This window comes from Actinomadura sp. NPDC047616 (genome assembly GCF_040642915.1).
GTDB lineage: Bacteria > Actinomycetota > Actinomycetes > Streptosporangiales > Streptosporangiaceae > Spirillospora > Spirillospora miaoliensis.
The window spans coordinates 45,331-66,556 of sequence record NZ_JBEYTB010000022.1 but is presented as its reverse complement, the minus strand read 5'-3'; the positions used below and the strand labels follow the sequence as shown (position 1 = coordinate 66,556).

Genomic DNA, 21,226 nt, shown 5'->3' with positions numbered 1-21,226 from the left:
TGACGCGGTGTTGGACGGCCCTTTGGGCCCGGTTCGCCATGCCCTTCCGGGTTCAGCCGATAACCTGCGGGAGGCCCGGACCCGGACGCGGAGAGCAGCAGCAGGATGACCGAGACCACGATGCGTGAGACTGCCGCCCCGACGAGCGCGTCCGGCAGGCGGTCCCGCGGGTGGTGGAGCCGGCCGCCCGCGCGGCTGTCGCGGCTGTCGCGGCTGTCGCGGCTGTCCTCGCGGCGGCGCGCGGTGCTGCTGGCGGCGTTCGTGGCGGCGTGCGCGGTGCTGGCGCAGTGGGTGCTGATGGTGCCGCCGCTGTACTTCGACCCGTACTACGTGTGGGAGGCGGCCCGGCACTGGCCGGACATCCCGCTGGACCAGTGGCCGTTCAACGAGGTCCCGCACCAGGTGACGCGGATCGGGCTGGTGCTGCCCGCCCGGCTGGTCATGGAGGTGCTGGGGGAGGGGCAGGCGGCCTACTTCGTGATCTCGGCCGCGGGCGGATGCCTGTTCTTCGTCGGCTGCTACCTGGTGGTGCGCTCGCTGTTCGGGGACGTGGCCGGGGTGGCGGCCGCGCTGCTGATGATCGTCCACCCGTTCTTCACGATCACCAACCCGTTCGGCCACGAGATCACCTGGTCGACCGGGGTGATGCTGCCGGACATGCCCGGGGCCGGGCTGTTCGCGATCGGGATGGCCGCCCTGGTCACGGCGAGCCGCCGGACGGGACGGGCGCAGACCCGGCTGCTGCTGGCCGCCGGGTTCTTCCTGGGGTCGTCGTACCTGGTCCGCGAGTTCCTGGCGTTCCTGTTCCTGCCGATCCCGCTGTACCTGTGGCTGCTGCGGATCCCGTGGCGCCGCAACGTCGTCGTGGGCGCGCCGATGGCGGCGATCCTGGCGTTCAACCTGGTGCACAACGCGCTGGTGTGGGGCAACCCGATGGCGGGGCTGCGGTCGGCGGCCGGGCACGGCGGGCGGCCCAACGAGCCGGTGACGCGGGCCTGGGCGGCGGGCTCGTTCCCCCGCGCCATGGACGACTGGCACTGGCTCGGCGTGATCTTCCTGGTGGCGCTCGGCCTCACCGTGGTGGGCTGGACGGTGACCCGGGACCGGCGGCTGGCGCTGGTGCTGGTGTGGTTCCTGGCGCTGTGCGTGCCGATCACGCTGCTGTCCGGGGTGATCGACCCGCACGACATCTCGCTGCGGGGCTGGCTGCTGCGCTACTGGTTCTCGGTGCTGCCCGCCCTGCTGGCGGGCGGTTTCGGCGCGCTCGTCCTGCTGGCGCGGCGGCTGCCCGCGGGGGCCGCCCGGTTCCGGGTGGCGGGCGGCGTCGCCGCGGCCGTGCTGGCGGCGGCGTACATGGTGACGGCCGTGCGGGCCGTGCCCGACCTGCCGCGCGACCGCGCCTGGAACGAGCTGCGGGTCTGGCTCGGCGACCGTGACGACATCCGGGTGATCTGGGCCGACCGGCGCCTGGCGCAGACCATGACGTTCTACACCCGGTCCATGTGGGGCGACGTGCGGTGGCACGGGCAGATCCGCGACTTCGAACACGTCGTCCCGGCCCTGCCTGAGGGCGCCTACCAGGCCCCCATGCTCTACACGCGCTGGCGCGGCATGGAGTCGCAGATCGCCGCCGGTTACCGGCCGGGCCCGCAGAACGGGTGGCGGCTGCTGTGGCGCTCGTCCGACGGCGTCCTGGAGATCTGGGACCACTCCGGCCGCCACGGCTGACCTCCGGGCCCCTCAGGCGCGCTCAGTCCCCGGGCGGCTCAGGCGCGCTCACTTCTGGGGGGCGCTCGCTTCCGAGGGGCGCTGCCAGGCGACCCAGTCGCCCTCGGCGGTGCGGTGCCTGGCCACGACGCGCCAGCCGGGCGGCGCGGTGCGCCAGGTGGCGGACGCGGAGGTGCTCTTGTCCCACGCCAGGATCACCAGGTCGACGTCGGTGGGCGGGGCCTGGTTGAGGCCGTCGAAGCCGCGCACCTCGGTCCACCACACCCAGTACAGCTGCGGTAGCCGGATCTTCCAGGCGACCGTCCAGTCGATCGCCACGGTGCGCTGGTTCCGCGGGTCGGCGATCTTCCGCAGGTCGGTCATGGCGGTGTAGTCGCGCACCAGCGGCCGGGCGATGTGCCAGGTGGCGGTGGCGTTCATGGCCAGGTGCAGGCCGACGAACAGCACGGCCAGCGTCAGGGACCCGTGCCGGGGCACCTGGACCGCCAGCACCGCCACCGCGAGCAGCGCCAGACCGGCGAACGTGGCGGGCCACAGCCGGAACTCGTTCCAGTTCCAGGTCAGGAACGACGGCTCGGGAAAATCGTACTTGGTGAAGGCGTAGGTGGTGAGCCGGTCCCCCGCGTACCACTGGACGATCCAGGCGGTCAGCAGGGCCAGCCCGGCCGCCGCCCCCGCCGCGACCAGCACGTTCCTACGGGACGCGCGCAGCACGAACGCCGCCCCCACCGCGAACAGGATCGGCGCCACACACGCCAGGTAACGGCCGTAGGCGTAGTTGCCCACGCGGTACTCGTCCGGCAGCGCCGCCGAGGTGGCCAGTGCGATGCCCCCCAGAACCGCGAGCACAGCCAGGGCCAGGGCGCGCAACCGTGGCGCCGTGCCCCTGCGGACGGCCACGGCCGCCACCACCACCAGCCCGATGCCCGCCAGGCCGCCCGTGGCCACGATCTGGTACCAGAGCTGGCCCGTGCCCAGCGACAGCACCCATCCCCAGCCGTCCACGGTGGTGAGCCGCTGCACGAGGTTGGCCTCAAGGTTGTTGTCCCCGTTGGGGTACATGTGCGGCAGCAGGTAGCCGTTGAGCATCGTCCCCGCCGCGGTGGCGGCGGCGAGCGGCAGCACGCCCAGGGCCGTGGCGCCCCAGGGCCGCCAGCGGAACGCAACGGCCAGGCCGACCAGGCCCAGGTGCACCAGCAGGACGATGATGCCGCGCGTGTGGGTCGTGTAGGCGTAGGCGGCCAGCAGCCCGGCGCCCGCCCCGTACAGCGCCGTCCGCGCCGGGGACGCCTCGGCGGTCAGCCATGAGTGCGCGAGCAGCAGCCAGCCGAGCAGCACCACCGGCAGCACCGCGTCGGTCAGCACGAACTCGGCGTAGAACACCACGGCGGGGATCAGCGCGGTGGCGTGCGCCAGCGCGTACGACCGGCGCCGTGACAGCCCAAGGCGGCGCAGCAGGACGAAGGCCAGCGGCAGCATCGCCGCGCTGACCAGCGCGTTGATGCCGATGCACAGGCGGTAGACGGAGACCGGCTCGTCGGCCAGCCAGAACGCCGGCATCAGCAGCAGCGGATAGCCGCCGCGGTAGATCGTGCTCCAGGACAGGTCGGCGTCCGGGCCGCCGGTCAGCACCCGGGCGGCGAACAGGTACCCGGTCTCGTCGGGCGTGGCGACCGGCATGGTCTGCCCTGAGGCCAGCCACAGCCGCACCGCCACCTGCCCCAGCCAGCCGAGCAGGAGCAGCGTCCCCCAGCCGCGCAGCCGCCGCGCCGCCCGCCCGGCGCGGGGACCGGCGGTGCGGACCGGTGTGCGCGCGACCGGCAGCGTCGCCGTCTGCGGGCCCATCACGGCGCGCCGGGACGGTCGGCGGGGCTCACGGGTGGATGATCCATCGCCGAGTCAGCCTGTCACAATCCGGGCGTCAAGGCGTACGCGGGCAGAAAACGCTCAGCCAGTTCTCGGTTTCCGGCGCGCGACGCGACGCGCCGGTCACGCTGCGCCACAGCGTAGGGGCGTACGGGTTCGCGGGGTGACATGACGTTGCGCTTTCGGCGGTCCAGCGGTGCGACGGGACGAACGGGCGGCCGGGCGGCGGGACGCCGCGGCCGGTCCGTGTCAGCGTTCGGCGTCCCCGTCCTCGGCGGCGTCCCCGGCCTTCTTGGACTTGACGTTGACGACCTTGACGTTGCCACCGCCGAAGGTCTCCGCGGGCTTGGGGGCCTCGGCGGGCTTGTCGCCCTTCGCGGACTTCGCGGACTTCGCGGGCTCGGCGTTCTCGGCGGTCTCGGCCGATTCGGCGGCCTTGGCGGTCTCGGCGGCCTTCGCGGCCTCGCGGGAGACCCGGTGGGCGGCGGCGTCCACCACGCCCGCGGCCTCCTCGGCCACGTCCACGGCCGGCGGGTGCTGGCGGCGGCGGATCCGCAGGATGCTCACGAACAGCGCGGCGAACACCGCCTGCAGGCTCATCATCAGGGCGGTGGCGGCCGGGACGACGATGCGCAGCGACTCGCGCGGGTTGAGCTCGCCGAAGTTGTTGATGCGCCAGTGCAGCAGCGAGGCGATCAGCCCGCCGAGGCCCGCCAGGGCCAGCAGCCCGCCGACCACCAGGCCGCGTTCCAGGCTCAACCAGTCCATGACGCGCTTGACCCGCGGGTCGTGAGGTAGGAATCCCTCCTGCATCGCATAGACCTTGGTGAGCAGGGCGAAGATCACCGACTGGAAGCCGATGATCATGGCCGCCGAGGCGCCGACGAGGGTGTCGACGTCGAAGGCGATCTCGCCGACGGTCACCGGACCGAAGGACAGCGCGATCCCGGCGATCAGCCCGAGCGTCATAAACAGCAGGCCGGGGATCAGGAACAGCCAGCGCGGGCTGTAGAGCAGGAGGAAGCGCAGATGACGCCAGCCGTCCCGCCAGGTGTTCAGGTGCGGCGGACGCGAGCGCCCGTCCGGCGACAGCGTGGTGGGCACCTCGCGGATGTCGTACTTGGCCAGCGTGGCCTTCACCACCATCTCGCTGGCGAACTCCATGCCGCCGGTCTGCAGGCCGAGCCGCATGATCGACTCCTTGTTGAAGGCGCGCAGCCCGCAGTGGAAGTCGCCGATCTTGCTGCCGAAGAACAGCCGGCCGACGAAGCTGAGCACCGGGTTGCCCAGGTACCGGTGCAGCGGCGGCATGGCGCCCGGGGCGATGCCGCCCTTGAAGCGGTTGCCCATGACCAGGTCGGCGCCGTCCCGCAGTTCCTCGAGGAACGGCAGCAGCGTCGTGAAGTCGTAGGAGTCGTCGGCGTCGCCCATGGCCACGTACTTGCCGCGGGCGGCGCGGATGCCGCCCATCAAGGCGTTGCCGTACCCCTTGTCGATGACGGGCACCACCCGGGCCCCGGCGTCGCGGGCGAGCTGCTGGCTGCCGTCGGTGCTGCCGTTGTCGGCGACGACGACCTCGCCGTCGATGCCGTGCTTCTCGAAGAACCCGACCGTCTTGCGGACGCAGGTCTCGACCGTCTCGGCCTCGTTCAGGCACGGCATCACTACGGAGAGTTCCACGCGATCTCCTTCGTTACCCCTGGTGACCGTCTGCGGTATTTTCCACTAATCTCGTCATGTCCCGCCGGGCGGCCCGTCGTACGCCATGATGCCTGTCCGGGAGGGGCGTTGCGCGCCGCTCCCACCAAGAGCGCCCGTATCGTGTTGCGCACTTGCGACCCGAACACCCGCTCCGTCACGGCCGCGGGCGGCAGGCTAGGGGGACAAGCATACGGGCACCGCGGCCCGGCGGGGGCGGGTCGGCCGTGCGGCGGCATGGCTTGATGACGCGGCGAGGGTGTGCCGCCGATCGGGGAACCGGCGACGGACAACGAGTGGGAGGTGCGGCCGTGGCGGGAAACGCGGCGCGGGGCACGGTGCTCGGTGAGGGCGCGGAGGCCACGCGGTCCGAAGGGGCGACGGCGCCGGCGGGGGCGCGGCCGTACGACTCCGGAGGCGGCGCGTGACGGCCGCGCCGGAGACGCCGGAGACCACGACGCGGCGCACCGAACCCGACGGGGATGAGCCGCAGCCGCCGGACGCCTCGCCCGCGTCCCGGACGCGGGCCCTGGCCGGACGGGTGCGCGCGCTGTCGTGGCGGCAGGCCGGGCCCTGGACGCTGCGGACGGGCCGCCGCGCGGCGGGCGCGGCTGCACGCGGCACGGTCCGGGCCGGGCGCGCGCTGCGCCCCTCGGCCGTGTGGGCGTCGGCGCGCCGGCACCCGGCCTTCGCCGTGCTGCTGGCCACGGCGGCGCTGCTGCGCGCCGTGACGATGATCGGCTACCAGCCGGTCATGTTCTTCAACGACAGCTTCGACTACCTGCACGTGGCGATGAAGCCGTACCCGCACCCGCTGCGGCCCGACGGGTACTCTTTCATGCTGCTCGCGCTCAAGCCGCTGCACAGCTTCGCGCTGGTGGCGGCCGTCCAGCACCTGATGGGGCTGGCGATGGGCGTGATGATCTACGCCCTGCTGCGGCACCGGTTCCGGCTGCCCGGCTGGGGCGCCGCGCTGGCCGCCGCTCCCCCGATGCTGGACGCCTACACCATCCAGCTCGAACACCTGGTGCTGTCGGACACGCTGTTCACCTTCCTGGTGGTGTGCACGGTGACGCTGCTGCTGTGGCGTGACCGGCCCACCCCCAAGGTCGCCGCGGCGGTGGGGCTGCTGATCGGGATGGCCTGGCTGACCCGCTCGGTGGGCCTGCCGGTGCTGCTCGGCGTGCTGGTGTTCCTGCTGATCCGGCGCACCGGCTGGCGGCTGATGGCGGTCATGCTGGCCGCGTGCATGCTGCCGGTGGTGGCCTACATGGGCTGGTTCAAGGCCGAGTACGGCAAGTTCGCCATCACCGAGAGCAACGGGATCTTCCTGTACGCGCGGGTCTACAAGTTCGCCGACTGCCACAAGATCAACCCGCCGGTGCAGGAGATGCCGCTGTGCACCGAGCCGGAGAACCGGCTGCCCAACTCCCAGGACGGCATCTGGAACGCCGCGTCCCCGCTCAACCGCTACCCGGGCCTGCGGTTCAGTCCCGAGCAGAACGCCACCGCCAACGAGTTCTCCAGGCGGGCGATCCTGTCCCAGCCGCTGGACTACCTGGGCGTGGTGGCCCACGACTTCTTCCGCGTCTTCCGCTGGGAGCGCACGGTCTTCCCGGACCGGGCCACCTACCAGCAGTACGAGTTCGGCGAGACGTCCACGGCGCTGCCGAACTGGCGGATGGACAACGACACCACGGCCGCCGACGAGGCGGTGGCCTACGAGCGCGGCCGCGCCCGGCCCCGGGTGGTCGAGCCGTTCGCCGGGGTGATCCGCGGCTACCAGGACGTGTTCTACCTGCGCGGCGCCATGGTCGGCGTCATCCTGCTGGTCGGCCTGGCCGGGCTGGGCGCGATGTGGCGGCGGGTGGGCGGCGCGGCGTTCCTGCCGTGGACGCTGGCGACCGGGCTGCTGCTGGCGCCCGCCGCGACGGCCGAGTTCGACTACCGGTACGTCCTGCCGTCGGTGCCGCTGGCGTGCCTGGCGGCCGGCCTGGCGTTCGCGCCCGAGACGCGGTCGCGGCTGGCGGGCCTGGTGCGGCGCCGCGGCGCCGAGCCCGCCGAGCGTACCGAGACCGAGCTGATCGAGGAGAAGGTCCCCCAGGTCGCCGCCAAGTGACGGCACGCGGGCCTCGCGCGATCACGCGAGGCCCGCGGCCGAGACGTCCGGCCGGGGCGCGGCCACCAGGCGGGCGCGGCTACCAGGCGTGCAGGCGGCGGAGGCGGAACACGATCTCCAGGTCGTCCCTGGCGGCGGCGTGGGTCTGGGCCCGTTCCCGCCGCCGCGTCCCGGGGAACGTCTTGACGTTCTGGCAGTGGCACCGCGGGCAGACGTGGTCGAGCCAGGGGGTGGTGCAGGGATGCCCCTCGTGCGAGTACACCACCACCTCGCCGCCGTGACCGTCGGCGGTATGGATCACCTCGAACTCCTCAGGCCAGGTGGTCAGGCAGTTGAGGCATTCGTAGACCCAACTCTCGTGGCTGGACCATGTGTCTCGCACAGGCCCCCACCTCCTCGGGTGACGCCACATCGCGTCCGGGACACCCGGTGTGTCGGGCGACGCGGTGCATGACCAAATATTCCCCGATTGCAGGCTTTTGGACCGTGCCGGAGGAGGTCAGTGTTCCCTGTCCCGCTTGGCCGCGACGACCGCGTCGTAGACGTCCCGCCGGGGCACGCCGGTGGCCTTGGCGACCTCGCCGATGGCCTGCTTGCGGGGCGTTCCGGCGGCCTCGCGGGCGGCGACCTCGGCGGCCAGGTCGGCCGGTTCGGCGGTGCCGTCCGGCTCGGGCGCGCCGCCGACGACCAGGGTGATCTCGCCGCGCACCCCGTCCGCCGCCCAGTCCGCCAGCTCGCCGAGCGTGCCGCGCCGCACCTCCTCGAAGGTCTTGGTCAGCTCGCGGCAGACGGCGGCGGGCCGCCCGGCGCCGAACGCCTCGGCCATCGCCGCCAGCGTGGCGGCCAGCCGGTGCGGGGCCTCGAAGAACACCATGGTGCGCGCCTCGGCGGCCAGCGCCGCCAGGCGCCGGGACCGCTCCCCGGGACGGCGCGGCGGGAACCCCTCGAAGCAGAACCGGTCGGTCGGCAGCCCCGACACCACCAGGGCCGTGGTCACCGCGGACGGGCCGGGCAGCACCGTGACCGGCACGCCCTCGGCCACGGCCGCGCGGACCAGCCGGTAGCCGGGGTCGGAGACGCCGGGCAGGCCCGCGTCCGTGACCACCAGCACGTCCCGTCCGGCCAGCAGCTCGGCGAGCAGCTCGGCGGCCCGGGCGCGTTCGTTCTGGTCGTAGTAGGACACGACCCGCGCGTGCGTCTCGACGCCGAGGTCGGCGGCCAGCCGGCGCAGCCGCCGGGTGTCCTCGGCCGCGATGATCTGCGCGTCGGCCAGTGCGGCGCGCAGCCGCGGCGACGCGTCGTCGGCCCGTCCGATGGGCGCCGCGGCCAGCCGCAGGGTGCCCGTCGCGCCGTCCGCCTCGTTCCCCGTCACGTCCCCATTGTCCCGCCGCCGGGACGCCGCCCTGACCACGAAGGGTTCGCCATGCAACCATCGGGTTACCGTCCCGCCCGTACCATGGCGGAATGGCGATGACGGATCTGGCCCCGGCTGTGGCCTCCGACGAACCGCGGAGGACGCCCCCTCTGCGCGACCGGCTGTCCCCGCCGGTTCCGGGCAGCGCCCTGCTGGGCTGGCTTGGGCCGCTGCTGGTGACCGCGTTCGCCGCCTTCCTGCGCTTCGACCGGCTGAGCGTGCCCAAGACGGTGGTCTTCGACGAGACCTACTACGCCAAGGACGCGCTGTCGCTGCTGAAGTTCGGCTGGGAGCACAGCACCGTCAAGGACGCCGACAAACTTCTCATCAAGGACCCGAACGCGCACATCTGGGCGGAGGGGCCGTCGTTCGTCGCCCATCCCCCGGGCGGCAAGTGGATGATCGCCATCGGCGAGTGGCTGTTCGGCGCCACGCCGTTCGGGTGGCGGTTCATGCCCGCGCTGTTCGGCACGCTGGCGGTGCTGGTGCTGTGCCGGGTGGCCCGCCGGATGACCGGCTCGACCCTGCTGGGCTGCGCCGCCGGGCTGCTGCTGGCGCTGGACGGGCTGCAGTTCGTCACCAGCCGGGCCGCGCTGCTGGACGTCTTCGTCCAGTTCTGGATCATCGCCGCGTTCGCGTGCCTGGTCAACGACCGGTTCCGGTCCCGCGCCGAGCTGGCCGACCGGATCGACGCGCGGGGCGGCCCGGACGCCGGGTCCCCCTACGGGCCGTTCCTGGTCCACGGGTGGCGGATCGCCGCCGGGGTGTGCCTGGGCATGGCCTGCGCCACCAAGTGGACCGGCGTCTTCTACGTCGCCGCGTTCGGGCTCATGGTGCTGTTCTGGGACTTCGGCGCCCGCCGCGCGGCGGGCGTGCCGCGGCCGCTGGCCGGCACGCTGCTGCTGACGGCCGTCCCGGCCTTCGTGCAGCTGGTGGTCGTGGCGGCCGTCACCTACCTGGCCTCCTGGTGGGGCTGGATCTTCCGGCCGGGCGGCTGGGGACGCGGCGAGGTCGCCGGCAGCCCGCCGCTGCGTCCGTTCGAGGCCCTGCCGGACCTGTGGCGCTACCACGTCGAGATGTGGAACTTCCACAACGGGCTGGACGCCAAGCACCCGTACCAGTCGTGGCCGTGGGACTGGCCGATCCTGCGCCGTCCCGTGGCGTTCTTCTACTCCGAGCCCAAGGGGGGCTGCGGCGAGGCCGCCCGCTGCTCGCGGGAGATCCTCGGCATCGGCACGCCCGCGCTGTGGTGGGGCGGGCTGATCGCCCTCGTGGTGGCGGTGGGGCTGTGGCTGGTGGCGCGGGACTGGCGGGCGGGCGCCATCCTGCTGGGGTACATGGCGGGCTGGCTGAGCTGGTTCCCCAACGCCTTCGCCGACCGGACGATGTTCCTGTTCTACACGACCCCGATGATCCCGTTCATGGTGCTCGCGGTGGTGCTGACGCTGGGCGTGCTCATCGGGCCGCAACCGACGCGGGCCGCCGCGCTGACCCACCTGCCCCGGTTGTACGGCACGGCGGCGGCCGCCCCGGCGGAGACCGCGGCGAAGATCGGCGGCGTGCTGACCCGGATGGAGACGCGCCGGATGGTGGGGGCGGCCATCGCGGGCGCGTTCATCCTGGTGGTGCTGGCGAACTTCGCCTACTTCTACCCGGTGCTGGCGGCGAAGGTGATCTCGTACGACGAGTGGCACGCCCGGATCTGGTTCAAGGACTGGATCTAGCGTCGGGCCCGCGTCCGGGCGTGCCGTCCCGCCTGGCCGCTACTGCTTGAGCAGGGCCTTCATCCGGTCGATCTCGGCCTGCTGGGTCCTGATGATGGCGGCGGCCAGATTCCTGGCGGCCGGGTCGGCGCCCTTGGCCTGCTCCTGCCGGGCCATGGCGACCGCGCCCTCATGGTGCTCGATCATCATGGTGAGGAACTCGCGGTCCAGGCGTTCGCCCTTCAGCCTGCCGAGCTGCTCCATCTGCTCCTCGGTCATCATGCCGTGCATGGCGCCGCCGCCGCCGTGAGCGCCGTGCTCGCCGTGGCCGCCCGCACCCATGTCGCCGTCCTCGGCGGGGACCTCGGCGCCCCACGCGCGGAGCCATCCGGTCATGGTCTCGATCTCGGGCGCCTGGGCCTTCTCGATCTGCTGGGCGAGCCGCCGGACCTGCGCGTCCTGGCTGCCCTTGATGACGATCCGGGACATCTCCACGGCCTGGCGGTGGTGCGGGATCATCATCTGCGCGAAGGTGACGTCCTGCGCGTTGTGCCGCGCCGTGGCGGACGCGGTCGCCGACGGGCTCGCCGAGGCGGCCGCACCGTCCGCGCCGCCGTCGTCGCCCCCGCCGCAGGCGGCCGTGCCGATCAGGACGACCGCGATGATCATCGCGAACTTCTTGGTCATTTCGTTCTCTCCTTGCCGGACGAGCTGTTCCAGGGCATGCGGAATGCGCGATCGGCACCGGGGACGACCCGGCACCGGCCGCGGCCTGTCACAGCCTCAGCACGGAGAGTTGGTAGACGTTGGGCGGCCGCGCCTTGGGCGGGCCCCGGCGCGACGGCGGCGCGCCGCCGGCCACGGCCCGTACGGGCAGCAGGGCGATCGGACGCACCGTCCCGGCGAACACCAGCAGCGCGATCGTCAGGAGGGCGAAGCACACGGTGCCCGCAGAGCAGCCCGCCAGGTGCCCGGCGCCGTGCACCGGCCCGACGGTCTCATGGTGGCCGCCCGTGGCGTGGCCCATCGCCGACGACGGCAGGTGAACCGCGGGCACGGGCAGCGGCGCGGAGACGTGCACGGGGGACGGGGAGGCGGTGACGCCGTGCATCATGAACAGCCCGGCGAGCAGCCCCAGCCCGAGCAGCGTCAGCAGGACGCCGCGCGGCGACGGCCCCGATCCCCTCACGGCATCCCACTCTAGTGCGTGTGCCCGCCGTCACACTCGGCGACCGTCAAACCCGGGCCGTCTGCGGGCGGACGGCGTCGGACGGCTTGCGGGCGAACGTCCGGCGACCCAGCAGGCAGCACGCCAGCGCGAGCGCGCCGCCCACGCCCGCTCCGGCGAACGCGCCGGGGACGCCGGCGATGTCCTGCCCGAGGCCGGCGACGGCCGAGCCCACCGAGTTGCCGACGCCGAAGGCCGCCACCACCCAGGCGAACGCCTCGGTCACGGTGCCGGCGGGGGCGAGCCGGTCGACGAGCGAGAACGCGCACGCCAGCATCGGCGCCAGGAAGACGCCGCTGAGGAACGCCAGCGCGGTCATGAGTGGCAGCACGGGCGCCCACACCAGCGGCAGGTAGCCCGCCGCCAGCGCGCCCATCAGCCACTGCATGCGCACGTGCGGCTCGCCGCGCCACTGCCTGGCCCCGTACACGAGGCCGCCGGTGAGCGCGCCGGCGGCCATCGCGGCCAGCAGCAGCCCGGACGCGGCGTCGTTGCCCTCGCGTTCGGCGTAGGCGACGACGGCCACCGCGTAGACGCCGAGGGCGATGCCCGCGCAGGCCAGGGCCAGCAGCAGCACCCGCAGGCCGCCCGAGCGCAGCGGTCCCGCCCAGTCGGCGGCGCGCGCCTCGCCGCGCCAGCGGCGCGACGGCCTCGACAGCGTGACCACGAGGGTCCCGGCGATGCCGAGCGTGCCGGTCAGCAGCAGCGCGGCCTCGGTGGAAATCGCGGCGGCGGCCACCACGAGCAGCGGCCCGGCCGTGAACAGGATCTCCTGGGCGGCCGCGTCCAGCGCGTACGCGGCCTGGACCTGCGCGGGCCCGGGCAGGACGGAGGTCCACAGCGCGCGCAGCCCGGCCTCCAGAGGCGGCGTGGCGAACCCCGCGAGGATCACCGCGCCGACCGCGACCGGCAGCGGTTCGGCGCCGACGGCGGCCAGCAGGGTGAACCCGGCGGCGGACAGCACGGCGGCGGGCACCAGCACGCGGGGCTGGCCGTAGCGGTCCATGGCGCGGCCGAGCACGGGCTGCCCGGCGGCCATGGCCAGGCCGAACACCCCCGCCAGGGTGCCCGCGAGCGGGTAGCCGCCGCCCTCGTCGCGCACGTGCAGCACGACCGCCAGCACGCCCATGCCGTTCGGCAGGCGGCCGAGCAGCGTGCCGCCGAGCAGGCGGGCGGCGTACCGCGTCCGCAGGAGGCCGAGGTAGGCGCGCATTCCACTCCCGGGTTCGTCATACGTATTACTTCCCGTCATACGTACCACTTTCCACCCCTCGCGCTCTAGCCTGATTCCACTGCGGTCCGGTGCGGCTGGCCGATCGGGCCGACCGAAAGCCGACGGCGAGGAGGCGCTGTGCCCACGACCAAGCGCCCCACCAGCAGGGACGTCGCGCAGGCGGCCGGGGTCTCGCAGTCGACCGTCTCCCTGGTCCTGGGCGGCAAGTGGTCCGGCCGGGTCTCCCCCGCCACCGCGCGCACGGTGCGGCGGGCGGCCGAGCGGCTCGGCTACCGGCCCAACCTGGCCGCGCGCAACCTGCGGCTCGGCACGACCCGCACGGTGCTGCTGGTGGTGCCGACGCTGAGCAGCACGTTCTTCGGCGCCGTCTACACGGGCGCGGCCGAGGTCGCCGCGCGGCACGGGTTCGGCGTCGTGGTGTACCCGTGGCCGGACGACACGCGGCCCGGCGACGCCTCGTCCCAGGTCGGCCCGTTCGCCTCGCCCCGGGAGGCCATCGACGGGGTCCTGGCCTCGTCGCTGGCCGTGGAGGTGCTGGAGGAGTTCAGCGACACCCCGGCGGTGATGCTCGACAACGACCCGGCGGGCGCGACGCCCACCGTCGACTTCGCCGTGGCCGACGGCATGCGGGCCCTGGCCGCGCATCTGGGCGCGCTGGGCCACCGCCGGTTCGGGCACGTGGCCGCCGCCGTCGACCAGTGGACGTTCCACGAGCGCGGCGCCGCGCTGGCCGCGGCCGTGGCCGCCCTGCCCGGCGGCGAGCTGGTCCGCACCACGACGGCGATCGACGCGGGCGCGGCCAAGGAGGCGGCCGGACGGCTGCTGGACCGCCCGGACCGCCCCACCGTCCTGGTCTGCGACGACGACCTCATGGCGGCGGGCGCCTACAAGGCCGCGCGGGCGCGGGGCCTGGACATCCCGCGCGACCTGTCGGTCACCGGGTTCGACGACGACGTGCTGGCCACCGCGCTGGAGCCGGAGCTGACCACCGTCCGGCTGCCCGCCCGCCGCCTCGGCGCCGAGGGCATGACGGCACTCCTGGAACTCCTGGACGGCCGCCGCCCCGAGCCACGCTCCCTCCCCGCCGAGCTCGTCGTCCGCACCTCCACCGCCCCTCCCCGCCCCTGAGCGGCCGTGGTGAACGGCGGTATAAGGGAGCGCATGGAAAAGCCGCCCTCTGAGACCGACGCCGCCGCTCATCCGGACAACCGCATCGGCACTCACCCCCCGCGTACGCGTCTCTGGCGGCGTGGCCGGGTGGTGGCCGAGGGGTTCCCCGTCGCGGACATCAGCGACCATCTGGAGCTGCCGGACACGGTGGTGTGGCTGGACCTGTGCGGGCCCCGCGACGGCGAGCTGCACGTGGTGAAGGAGGAGCTGGGGCTGGACCCGGTGGCCGTGGAGGACGCGGTGTCCCGGCACGAGCGCGCCAAGCTCGACCGCTACAGCGAGTACTCGTTCCTCAACGTGTACGTGCCGGACGTCGTGGGCGGCGGGCTGCGGATGCACGAGGTGTCGGCGTTCATCACGCCCCGGGCGCTGGTGACCGTCCGGCAGGACCCGGGGTTCGACGTGGACGAGCTGGTCCGCCGCTGGGACGACCACCTGCGCATCCCCCGCACGGACGATCCCCGGGACACCATGGCGCTGCTGGTGTACGGGCTGCTCGACCTGACCGTGGACCGGCAGCTGGACGCCGCGCAGGCCCTGGACGACGACGCCGACGAGCTGGAGGAGCTGGTGTTCGACGAGTCGTTCCAGGTGCGGGAGATCCAGCTGCGCAGCTACCGGCTGCGCAAGAACCTGTTCACGCTGCGCCGGGTCGCGCTGCCCATGCGGGAGATCGCCGGCACGCTGCTGTGGCGCGACGCCGACCTGGTCACCGAGCCGCTGGTCCCCTACTACCGCGACCTGTACGACCACACCCTGCGCGCCGGCGAGTGGATCGACGGGCTGCGCGAGCTGGTCGCCAACCTGCTGGACACCCGGATCGCGCTGCAGGGCAACCGGCTCAACGAGGTGATGAAGAAGGTCACCAGCTGGGCCGCGATCATCGCCGTGCCGACCGCGATCACCGGGTTCTACGGCCAGAACGTCCCCTACCCGGGCTCGCAGCAGCACTGGGGGTTCGTCCTCAGCGCCCTGCTCATGGTCGTGTGCAGTGCCGGGCTCTACGTGTTGTTCAAAGCACGCGACTGGCTTTGAGCGAGAGAAATCCCGGCGTCTTCCAGCGTTTATTGCGTTCTTCATATCGTCCGGCAGGCCATATCAATATTGGACATGGGTGCGCGGGGTCTGGTCTGCTTCCTGGCGTCCGGAGATCACCGACCGACGAGGACCAGATGATCGAGCGAGAAGACGAACGTCGCCGGCGGCCGTGGCGGAGGCTGGGCGCGGCGGCGCTGGCGGCCTCCCTGCTGTTCGGCGGGACCGCCTGCGGCGCGGCGCCCGAGACCAACGCGGCCACCCGAGGCGCCGCCTCCCAGCAGACGCCGGTCGCGGCGTCCGGCCAGGCCGAGGTCACCAAGCGGCTGCGCGAGCTTGAGGCGTCGTACAACGGACGCATCGGCGCGTTCGCCATCGACACCGCCACCGGCAAGGTCGTCGGCCACCGGACGCACGAGCGCTTCGCCAGCAACTCAACGTTCAAGGCCATCCTGTGCGGCGCGATCCTCAACAAGGCGCGCACGACCGACCCGGGCCTGCTGGAGCGCAAGCTGTACTGGACGGCGGAGGAGGCGAAGAAGGCGGGGCACGCCCCCGTCACCGGCCTGCCCGAGAACATCGAGAACGGGCTGACCACGGCGCAGCTGTGCCACGCGACCATCACCACCAGCGACAACGGGGCCGCCAACGTGCTGCTCAAGCAGATCGGCGGGCCGCGGGGCATGACGCGGTACTACCGTTCGCTCGGTGACCCGACCGGACGGCTGGACCGGTACGAGCCCGAGCTGAACGAGTGGGAGCCGGGCGGGAAGCTCGACACGATCATGCCCGCGTTCATGGCCCGGAACCTCGCCGCCCTCACCGTCGGCGACGCGCTGGTGCCCGAGGACCGCCGTCAGCTGGTCGCATGGATGAACGCCACCACCACCGGCTACGAGCGCATCCACGCCGGGCTGCCGAAGGACTGGACCGTCGGCGACAAGACGGGAACCGGCGGCGGCAAGTACGCGCTCGCCAGTGACATCGCGATCGCCTCGCCGCCGTCCGGCGCACCGTTGATCATCGTGGTGTACACCAACCGGGACGGCGCGCACCCCGAGATCGACAACGGCGTCATCGCGCAGACCGCGTCTGTGCTGGCGCGCGGCCTGGGCAAGATGCCTTGACCGTCGCGTCCCCCTCTGGCCACCCGCCGCCCGCCCCGAGCGAGCGGCGGGTGGCCGCCGTCGTGGTGGCCGGGAACCTGCCCGCCGCGCTCGGCTTCTACGCGGTGATGGCGCACGTGGTGGTGCACCTGCGCGACGACGTGGGCCTGCTGGCGGGCATGATCGGGCTGGTGCTGGGCACGCGCGTCGGCGTCCAGTACGCGCTGTACCTGGCGGTCGGGCCGGTCACGGACCGGATCGGCGCGGCGCGCGCCGCGGCGGTCGCCTGCGCGCTGCGGGCGGTGGGGTTCGCCGTGCTCGGCGCCGCGGACGGCCTGTCCGGGCTGTTCGGAGCGGCGGTGCTGCTGGGCGCGGGGGGCGCGCTGTTCCATCCCGCGACGCGTTCGCTGCTGGCCGGGCTGGACGCGCGGCGCCGCGCGCGGGGGTTCGGCGCGTACGCCGCCGCCGGTCAGGTCGCGGCCGTCGCGGGCCCTACGGCCGGGCTGGTGCTGCTGTCGGACGACGTGCTCGGCGTGCTGGACGGCGGTTTCGGGGTGCTGTCGGGCGTCGCGGCGGCGGCGTGGGCGATGGCGGCCGTGCTGTTCGCGTCGCTGCGGGAGCCGGGGCGGGCGCGGCGCCGCTCCTCACTCGGCGTGGGACGCTCGGTGCTGGCGGTGCTCCGGGACCGCCCGTATGTCCGGTTCATCGTGCTGGCCGCGCCCACGACGCTGCTGCCCACCCAGACGTCGGTGGTCGTCCCGCTGAAGGGCTTCGACCCGGGCGTCACGACGCTGTACCTGTGCGTGTCGGCGGCGGTCTCGGCGGCCGTCCAGCCGTGGTGCGCCGGCGCCGGCCGCCGTGGCGGCGGGGTACGGGCCGCGCGCGCGTGGGTCATGCCGGTCAGCCTGGCGCTGGCGGGCACCGGTTACCTGCTGATGGTCCCGCTGGACGACCACGGCGCCGCGTCCGTCGCCGCGCTGGTGGGGATCGCGGTGCTGCACGGGTTCTCCTACGGGCTGCTGGAACCGGCGGTGTTCCAGAACGTCGCCCGGCACGCGCCGCCCGCGCAGGTCGGCGCGTACTACGGGGTCATGGCTTTCGTGGGCGGGGTCGTCGCGTTCGTGGGCGGCCTGGCCGTCGGGCGCCTGTTCGACCTGGGGCCCGCGGGGGCGGCGGCGGCGCTCGCCGGGCTGGGAGTGCTGGCGCTCGCCACCGCCGCCTGGCCCGCGGCCGGTTACGCCCGCCGGGCCGCCTTCCGTCACGCCGCGTCCCGTCACGCCGCGTCGCGCAGGAACTTCGCCGCGACCGGCGCGGCCGCCTCGGCGCCCGTCCCGCCGCCCTCGACGACCACCGCGAAGGCCAGGTCGCCCCGGTAGCCGATGAACCAGGCGTGGGTCGGCGGGTTGTCGCCGGAGCCGTACTCGGCGGTGCCGGTCTTGCCCGCCGTTCCCGCCGGGAAGCCGACCGCGGCGGCCGTGCCCTCGCTGACCACGGCGGGCATCAGGGTGCGCAGCGCGGACCGCACGCCCGGCTCCAGCCGGCGCGGCGGCTCGGGCCTGCGGCCGCCCGCGTCCAGCGCCTGCCCGGCCAGCGCCGCGTCCACCAGCCGGGGCGAACGCCACGTGCCGGTGGCCGCGGCCGCGGCCACGCTCGCCATGTTGAGCGGGCTGGTCAGCACCTCGCCCTGCCCGAACGAGGCGGACGCGAACGCGGTGTCGTCCTTGACCGGCGGGTAGGACGCGCGGACCGCCGGCAGCCCGCCGATGATCGGCGCGTTGAACCCGAATTGCTCGGCGACCTGCGCCAGCCGCTTCTGGCCGAGCCGGTCGACGGCCATCCGCGCGAACGTGGTGTTGCACGAGTGCGCGAACGCCTCGCGGAACGGCACCGTCCCGAAGTCCTCGTTCTTGTAGTTCTTGAACGTGCGGCCGCCGACGTTGGTGGTGGCGGGGCAGCCGACCCGGCTGGTCACGTTCACACCGCCGGCCACCAGCGCCGCCGCCGTGACGACCTTGAACGTCGACCCGGGCGGGTAGCGGCCCATCAGCGCCCGGTTGTAGCCGCCCGGCTTGTTGGCCACGGCCAGGATCTCGCCGGTGGACGCGCGCAGCGCCACCAGCGAGGCGGGCTTGCCGACGTCGGCGAGGGCCTGGCTGGCCGCGCGCTGCGCCTTGGGGTCGACGGTGGTGCGCAGCGGCGTGCCGCCGGTGCCGCCGAACCGGTGCAGCGTCTGGACGACCTGGTCGTCCGCGCCGACGATCTGCACGGCGAGCGCCGGGGTCCCGGCGAGCCGCCGCTCGTACTGCCGTTGCAGTCCCTCGACGCCCGCCAGGTCGCCCTCGCGGTAGGGGGCGCCCAGCTCGCGGGCGGACTTGGCGTCGAGCTTGCCGACCGCGCCGACGAGCTGCTGCACCGAGCCGGACTGCACGCTGTCCAGGTCGCTGCCGTCGGCGGCCCGCACGGCGGCCCGGTCGGGCCAGGAGCGGGTGGCGCGCAGCCGCTGCCCCTCGCGCAGCGTCGGGTAGACGACCCGCGGCGACCAGTCCACCAGCCACTCGCCGTCGCGCTTGGTGAACGGCAGCGTGCCGGTGTACGCCCAGACGCGGCCGCCGGCCAGCGTCAGTTCCGCGCGGTAGGAGCCGCCCGCCTCGTCGTCCTTGGGATCGCCGATCGCCGTCACCCGGTACCGCTGCCGGACGACGCCCATGTCGTCGCGCATCCGGGTGAAGATCTGCCGGAAGTCGGCGGGCGGGTCGGCGGTCAGCGTCCGCATGGTCTCGACGTCGCCGCGTTCCCACGCGGCCAGGTAGCGTTCGGCGGTGTCGCGCGGGCCCTCGTCGGCGCGCAGCACCCAGACCGCCCCCACCCCGACGACCAGGGCCGCGGCCGCGACCAGCGCGACGACCAGGATCCCCCGAGATCGGCGCATCGCCCCTCCCTTTCTCTCGTTGCCCGGACAGCACACCAGTTGACCAGCGAAAAGTCCAAGAGCGATATGAGTGTCGCAGTGATAGGCGAATCGATATGATCGCTGCTCGTGAACCTCGTCGGTCATCTCCATTGCTTCGTCGCGGTGGCCGAGGAACTGCACTTCGGGCGGGCCGCGGACCGGCTGGGCATGGCGCAGCCGCCGCTCAGCCAGCGCATCCAGCGGCTGGAGCGCGAGCTCGGCGTGCGGCTGTTCGAGCGGTCCAGCCGCCGTGTGGAGCTGACCGTGCCCGGACGGCTGCTGCTGGAGGAGGCCCGTGAGATCCTCGCCCGGGTGGACCGCATCCACTCCCTGGCCGAACGCGCCCGCCGCGGCGAGCTGGGCGCGTTGCGGGCGGGCGTGCCGGCCGACCTGACCGGCGCCGTCGTCGCCGCGTTGATCGCCGAGTTCCGCGCCCGCTGTCCCGAGGTGCGCCTGGAGCTGCGCGAGATCGGCACGGCCGAGCAGATCCGCGCGCTGGCCGAGGGCGCGCTGGACGTCGGCGTGCTGCGCCATCCCTGCGAGGTGCGCGACCTTGGCCTCGGGCCCATGCTCGGGCAGCCGGTGGGGGTGCTGGTACCGTCCGGCGACCCCCTGGCCGCCGCACCCGAGGTGCACCTGACCGACCTCACCGGGCGCGACCTGGCGCTGTTCTCCCGTGACGAGGCGCCCGGCCCGTACGACGAGCTGCTGGCGGCGTGCCGCCGGCACGGGTACGACCCGGCCGCCGTGCACGAGGCGCGGCAGCCGCAGTTCGCCGTCGGGCTGGTGCTGGCGGGGTCCGCGGTGGCACTGACGCCCCGTACCCCCGAGACGTCCGGCGTCACGTGGCTGCCGCTCGTCGGCGAGCCGCTGCTGCTGCGCGTGTCGTGCGCCTGGCGCCGCGACGCCGGAAACGAGCACGCGGTGGCCGAGTTCACCGCCGCCGCCACCGGCGTGCTGTGCGCGCAGGCCGGGATGTCGCCGCTGCCGTCCGCGCCGCCGCGCCGCGTCGTCCCCCGTCCGGCCTCGGGGTTCCTGGCATGAAGGGGCGTATGGACACGCAACTGGACCGGATCGAGGCGGCGTTCCGCGACGCGGGCGTGACCGGGTACCTGCACGCCGTCGACGTGGACTCCGGGCGGGAGATCGGGCTGCGCGCCGACGAGCCGGTGGTGCTGGCGTCGGTGTTCAAGGTGCCGCTGCTGGTGACGTTCTTCCGGCACGCCGCGGCCGGACGGCTCGACCCGGCCGCGCGGGTCACGCTGCGTCCCGAGGACCGCTGCGACGGCCCCACGGGCGTGTCCACGCTGCTGGACGAGGTGCGCATGTCTCTGCGCGACCTGGCCTGCCTGATGATCACCGTCAGCGACAACACCGCCGCCGACGCGGTGTTCGCCGCCGTCGGCCCGGAGGCGGTGGACGCCACCGTCGCCGAGCTGGGACTGCACGCCACCCGCGTGATGGGCTCCGGCCGCGACCTGCACGCCATGATGCTGGCCGACGGCGGCGTGGACGACCTCGGCGAGCTGTGGGCGCGGCTGGGCGAGCCGGGGGTGCTGCAGCGGCTGCGCGCGCTGGACCCGCTGAGCACCAGCCGCAGCACGCCCCGCGAGATGGCCCGGCTGATGGCGATGATCTGGCGGGACGAGGCCGCACCGCCCGCCGAGTGCGCGCAGATGCGGCGGTTCTTCGGCCTGCAGGTGTGGCCGCACCGGCTGTCGTCCGGGTTCCCCTACGACGACGTGCGCGTCAGCGGCAAGACCGGGACGCTGCCCACGATCCGCAACGAGATCGGCGTCGTGGAGTACCCCGACGGCGGCCGGTACGCCGTGGCGGTGTTCACCAGGTCGCTGCTGCCGACCGCCGTGCTGCCGCAGGCCGACGCGGTCATCGGCACGTCCGCGCGGCTGGCCGTCGAGGCGCTGCGCCGCCCGCTGCCCCGGGTCGCGGATGGGGCCGGGTCCTCGGGGTAGCC

Annotated in this window: 17 protein-coding genes; 9 read left to right on the top strand and 8 right to left on the bottom strand. The window is 73.8% G+C overall.

The window, feature by feature from the left end:
- The first annotated feature begins 120 nt into the window (after window positions 1-120).
- On the top strand, window positions 121-1,728 hold the full coding sequence (locus ABZ801_RS37045; RefSeq protein ID WP_360707435.1) for a glycosyltransferase family 39 protein: 1,608 nt from the start codon (window positions 121-123) through the stop codon (window positions 1,726-1,728).
- Window positions 1,729-1,776: 48 nt separating this feature from the next.
- Here ABZ801_RS37045 and ABZ801_RS37040 read toward each other — a convergent pair whose 3' ends face one another.
- Window positions 1,777-3,573, bottom strand: a complete 1,797-nt coding sequence (locus ABZ801_RS37040; protein WP_360707432.1) for a hypothetical protein — start codon at window positions 3,571-3,573, stop codon at window positions 1,777-1,779.
- Between the two features lie 270 nt (window positions 3,574-3,843).
- Window positions 3,844-5,274 carry a glycosyltransferase family 2 protein gene (locus tag ABZ801_RS37035; protein WP_360707429.1) on the bottom strand — a complete coding sequence of 477 codons (1,431 nt, stop codon included), beginning with the start codon at window positions 5,272-5,274 and terminating at the stop codon, window positions 3,844-3,846.
- Between the two features lie 442 nt (window positions 5,275-5,716).
- Here ABZ801_RS37035 and ABZ801_RS37030 point away from each other — a divergent pair, with 442 nt between their 5' ends.
- Complete coding sequence (locus ABZ801_RS37030; RefSeq protein ID WP_360707426.1) at window positions 5,717-7,411, top strand: hypothetical protein; 1,695 nt, start codon at window positions 5,717-5,719, stop codon at window positions 7,409-7,411.
- A 79-nt stretch (window positions 7,412-7,490) separates the two neighbouring features.
- Here ABZ801_RS37030 and ABZ801_RS37025 read toward each other — a convergent pair whose 3' ends face one another.
- Together ABZ801_RS37025 and rsmI are read right to left on the bottom strand one after the other, a co-directional pair.
- Window positions 7,491-7,793 (bottom strand): hypothetical protein, encoded by a 303-nt coding sequence (locus tag ABZ801_RS37025; RefSeq protein WP_360707424.1) that lies wholly within the window; start codon window positions 7,791-7,793, stop codon window positions 7,491-7,493.
- Between the two features lie 117 nt (window positions 7,794-7,910).
- Window positions 7,911-8,783: a 16S rRNA (cytidine(1402)-2'-O)-methyltransferase gene (gene rsmI, locus ABZ801_RS37020; RefSeq protein ID WP_360707421.1), complete on the bottom strand. Its 873-nt coding sequence runs from the start codon at window positions 8,781-8,783 to the stop codon at window positions 7,911-7,913.
- A gap of 98 nt (window positions 8,784-8,881) precedes the next feature.
- Between rsmI and ABZ801_RS37015 the strand changes: the two genes are divergently transcribed.
- Window positions 8,882-10,549, top strand: coding sequence for a phospholipid carrier-dependent glycosyltransferase (locus tag ABZ801_RS37015; protein ID WP_360707560.1), 1,668 nt, complete (start codon window positions 8,882-8,884; stop codon window positions 10,547-10,549).
- 39 nt (window positions 10,550-10,588) lie between these two features.
- Here the strand turns inward: ABZ801_RS37015 and ABZ801_RS37010 are convergent, their stop codons facing one another.
- The 3 genes from ABZ801_RS37010 to ABZ801_RS37000 all read right to left on the bottom strand — a co-directional run bounded on the left by ABZ801_RS37010 (window position 10,589) and on the right by ABZ801_RS37000 (window position 12,969).
- Window positions 10,589-11,215, bottom strand: coding sequence for a DUF305 domain-containing protein (locus ABZ801_RS37010; RefSeq protein WP_360707418.1), 627 nt, complete (start codon window positions 11,213-11,215; stop codon window positions 10,589-10,591).
- Window positions 11,216-11,303: 88 nt separating this feature from the next.
- Window positions 11,304-11,717 (bottom strand): hypothetical protein, encoded by a 414-nt coding sequence (locus ABZ801_RS37005; protein ID WP_360707416.1) that lies wholly within the window; start codon window positions 11,715-11,717, stop codon window positions 11,304-11,306.
- A 46-nt stretch (window positions 11,718-11,763) separates the two neighbouring features.
- The gene (locus ABZ801_RS37000) at window positions 11,764-12,969 is read right to left on the bottom strand and encodes an MFS transporter (RefSeq protein WP_360707413.1); all 1,206 of its coding nucleotides are present in this window, start codon (window positions 12,967-12,969) and stop codon (window positions 11,764-11,766) included.
- Between the two features lie 138 nt (window positions 12,970-13,107).
- Between ABZ801_RS37000 and ABZ801_RS36995 the strand changes: the two genes are divergently transcribed.
- The 4 genes from ABZ801_RS36995 (at window position 13,108) to ABZ801_RS36980 (ending at window position 17,677) form a co-directional block, all read left to right on the top strand.
- Complete coding sequence (locus tag ABZ801_RS36995) at window positions 13,108-14,118, top strand: LacI family DNA-binding transcriptional regulator (RefSeq protein ID WP_360707411.1); 1,011 nt, start codon at window positions 13,108-13,110, stop codon at window positions 14,116-14,118.
- Window positions 14,119-14,151: 33 nt separating this feature from the next.
- Entirely contained in the window at window positions 14,152-15,195 is a 1,044-nt protein-coding gene (locus tag ABZ801_RS36990) for a magnesium transporter CorA family protein (protein ID WP_344954885.1), read from the top strand.
- 137 nt (window positions 15,196-15,332) lie between these two features.
- The gene (gene bla, locus ABZ801_RS36985; protein ID WP_360707407.1) at window positions 15,333-16,322 is read left to right on the top strand and encodes a class A beta-lactamase; all 990 of its coding nucleotides are present in this window, start codon (window positions 15,333-15,335) and stop codon (window positions 16,320-16,322) included.
- Window positions 16,319-17,677 (top strand): MFS transporter, encoded by a 1,359-nt coding sequence (locus ABZ801_RS36980; RefSeq protein WP_360707404.1) that lies wholly within the window; start codon window positions 16,319-16,321, stop codon window positions 17,675-17,677. Before bla ends, ABZ801_RS36980 begins: the two co-directional genes overlap by 4 nt.
- Here the strand turns inward: ABZ801_RS36980 and ABZ801_RS36975 are convergent.
- Entirely contained in the window at window positions 17,575-19,230 is a 1,656-nt protein-coding gene (locus ABZ801_RS36975) for a penicillin-binding transpeptidase domain-containing protein (RefSeq protein ID WP_360707401.1), read from the bottom strand. The two genes, ABZ801_RS36980 and ABZ801_RS36975, sit on opposite strands and share 103 nt — an antisense overlap.
- A gap of 108 nt (window positions 19,231-19,338) precedes the next feature.
- On the opposite strand from ABZ801_RS36975, the gene ABZ801_RS36970 reads away from it, so the two are divergent.
- Both ABZ801_RS36970 and ABZ801_RS36965 read left to right on the top strand, forming a co-directional pair.
- Window positions 19,339-20,295, top strand: coding sequence for a LysR substrate-binding domain-containing protein (locus ABZ801_RS36970; protein ID WP_360707398.1), 957 nt, complete (start codon window positions 19,339-19,341; stop codon window positions 20,293-20,295).
- Between the two features lie 8 nt (window positions 20,296-20,303).
- Entirely contained in the window at window positions 20,304-21,224 is a 921-nt protein-coding gene (locus ABZ801_RS36965) for a serine hydrolase (protein ID WP_360707395.1), read from the top strand.
- Window positions 21,225-21,226 lie beyond the last annotated feature (2 nt).

Bases quoted from the DNA above. Each gene is read 5' to 3' on its own strand.
- ABZ801_RS37010 (WP_360707418.1), bottom strand. From the start codon at position 11,215: ATGACCAAGAAGTTCGCGATGATCATCGCGGTCGTCCTGATCGGCACG.
- ABZ801_RS37015 (WP_360707560.1), top strand. From the start codon at position 8,882: ATGACGGATCTGGCCCCGGCTGTGGCCTCCGACGAACCGCGGAGGACG.
- ABZ801_RS37040 (WP_360707432.1), bottom strand. From the start codon at position 3,573: ATGGGCCCGCAGACGGCGACGCTGCCGGTCGCGCGCACACCGGTCCGC.
- ABZ801_RS36965 (WP_360707395.1), top strand. From the start codon at position 20,304: ATGGACACGCAACTGGACCGGATCGAGGCGGCGTTCCGCGACGCGGGC.
- bla (WP_360707407.1), top strand. From the start codon at position 15,333: ATGATCGAGCGAGAAGACGAACGTCGCCGGCGGCCGTGGCGGAGGCTG.
- ABZ801_RS37000 (WP_360707413.1), bottom strand. From the start codon at position 12,969: ATGCGCGCCTACCTCGGCCTCCTGCGGACGCGGTACGCCGCCCGCCTG.
- ABZ801_RS37045 (WP_360707435.1), top strand. From the start codon at position 121: ATGCGTGAGACTGCCGCCCCGACGAGCGCGTCCGGCAGGCGGTCCCGC.
- ABZ801_RS36990 (WP_344954885.1), top strand. From the start codon at position 14,152: ATGGAAAAGCCGCCCTCTGAGACCGACGCCGCCGCTCATCCGGACAAC.
- ABZ801_RS36975 (WP_360707401.1), bottom strand. From the start codon at position 19,230: ATGCGCCGATCTCGGGGGATCCTGGTCGTCGCGCTGGTCGCGGCCGCG.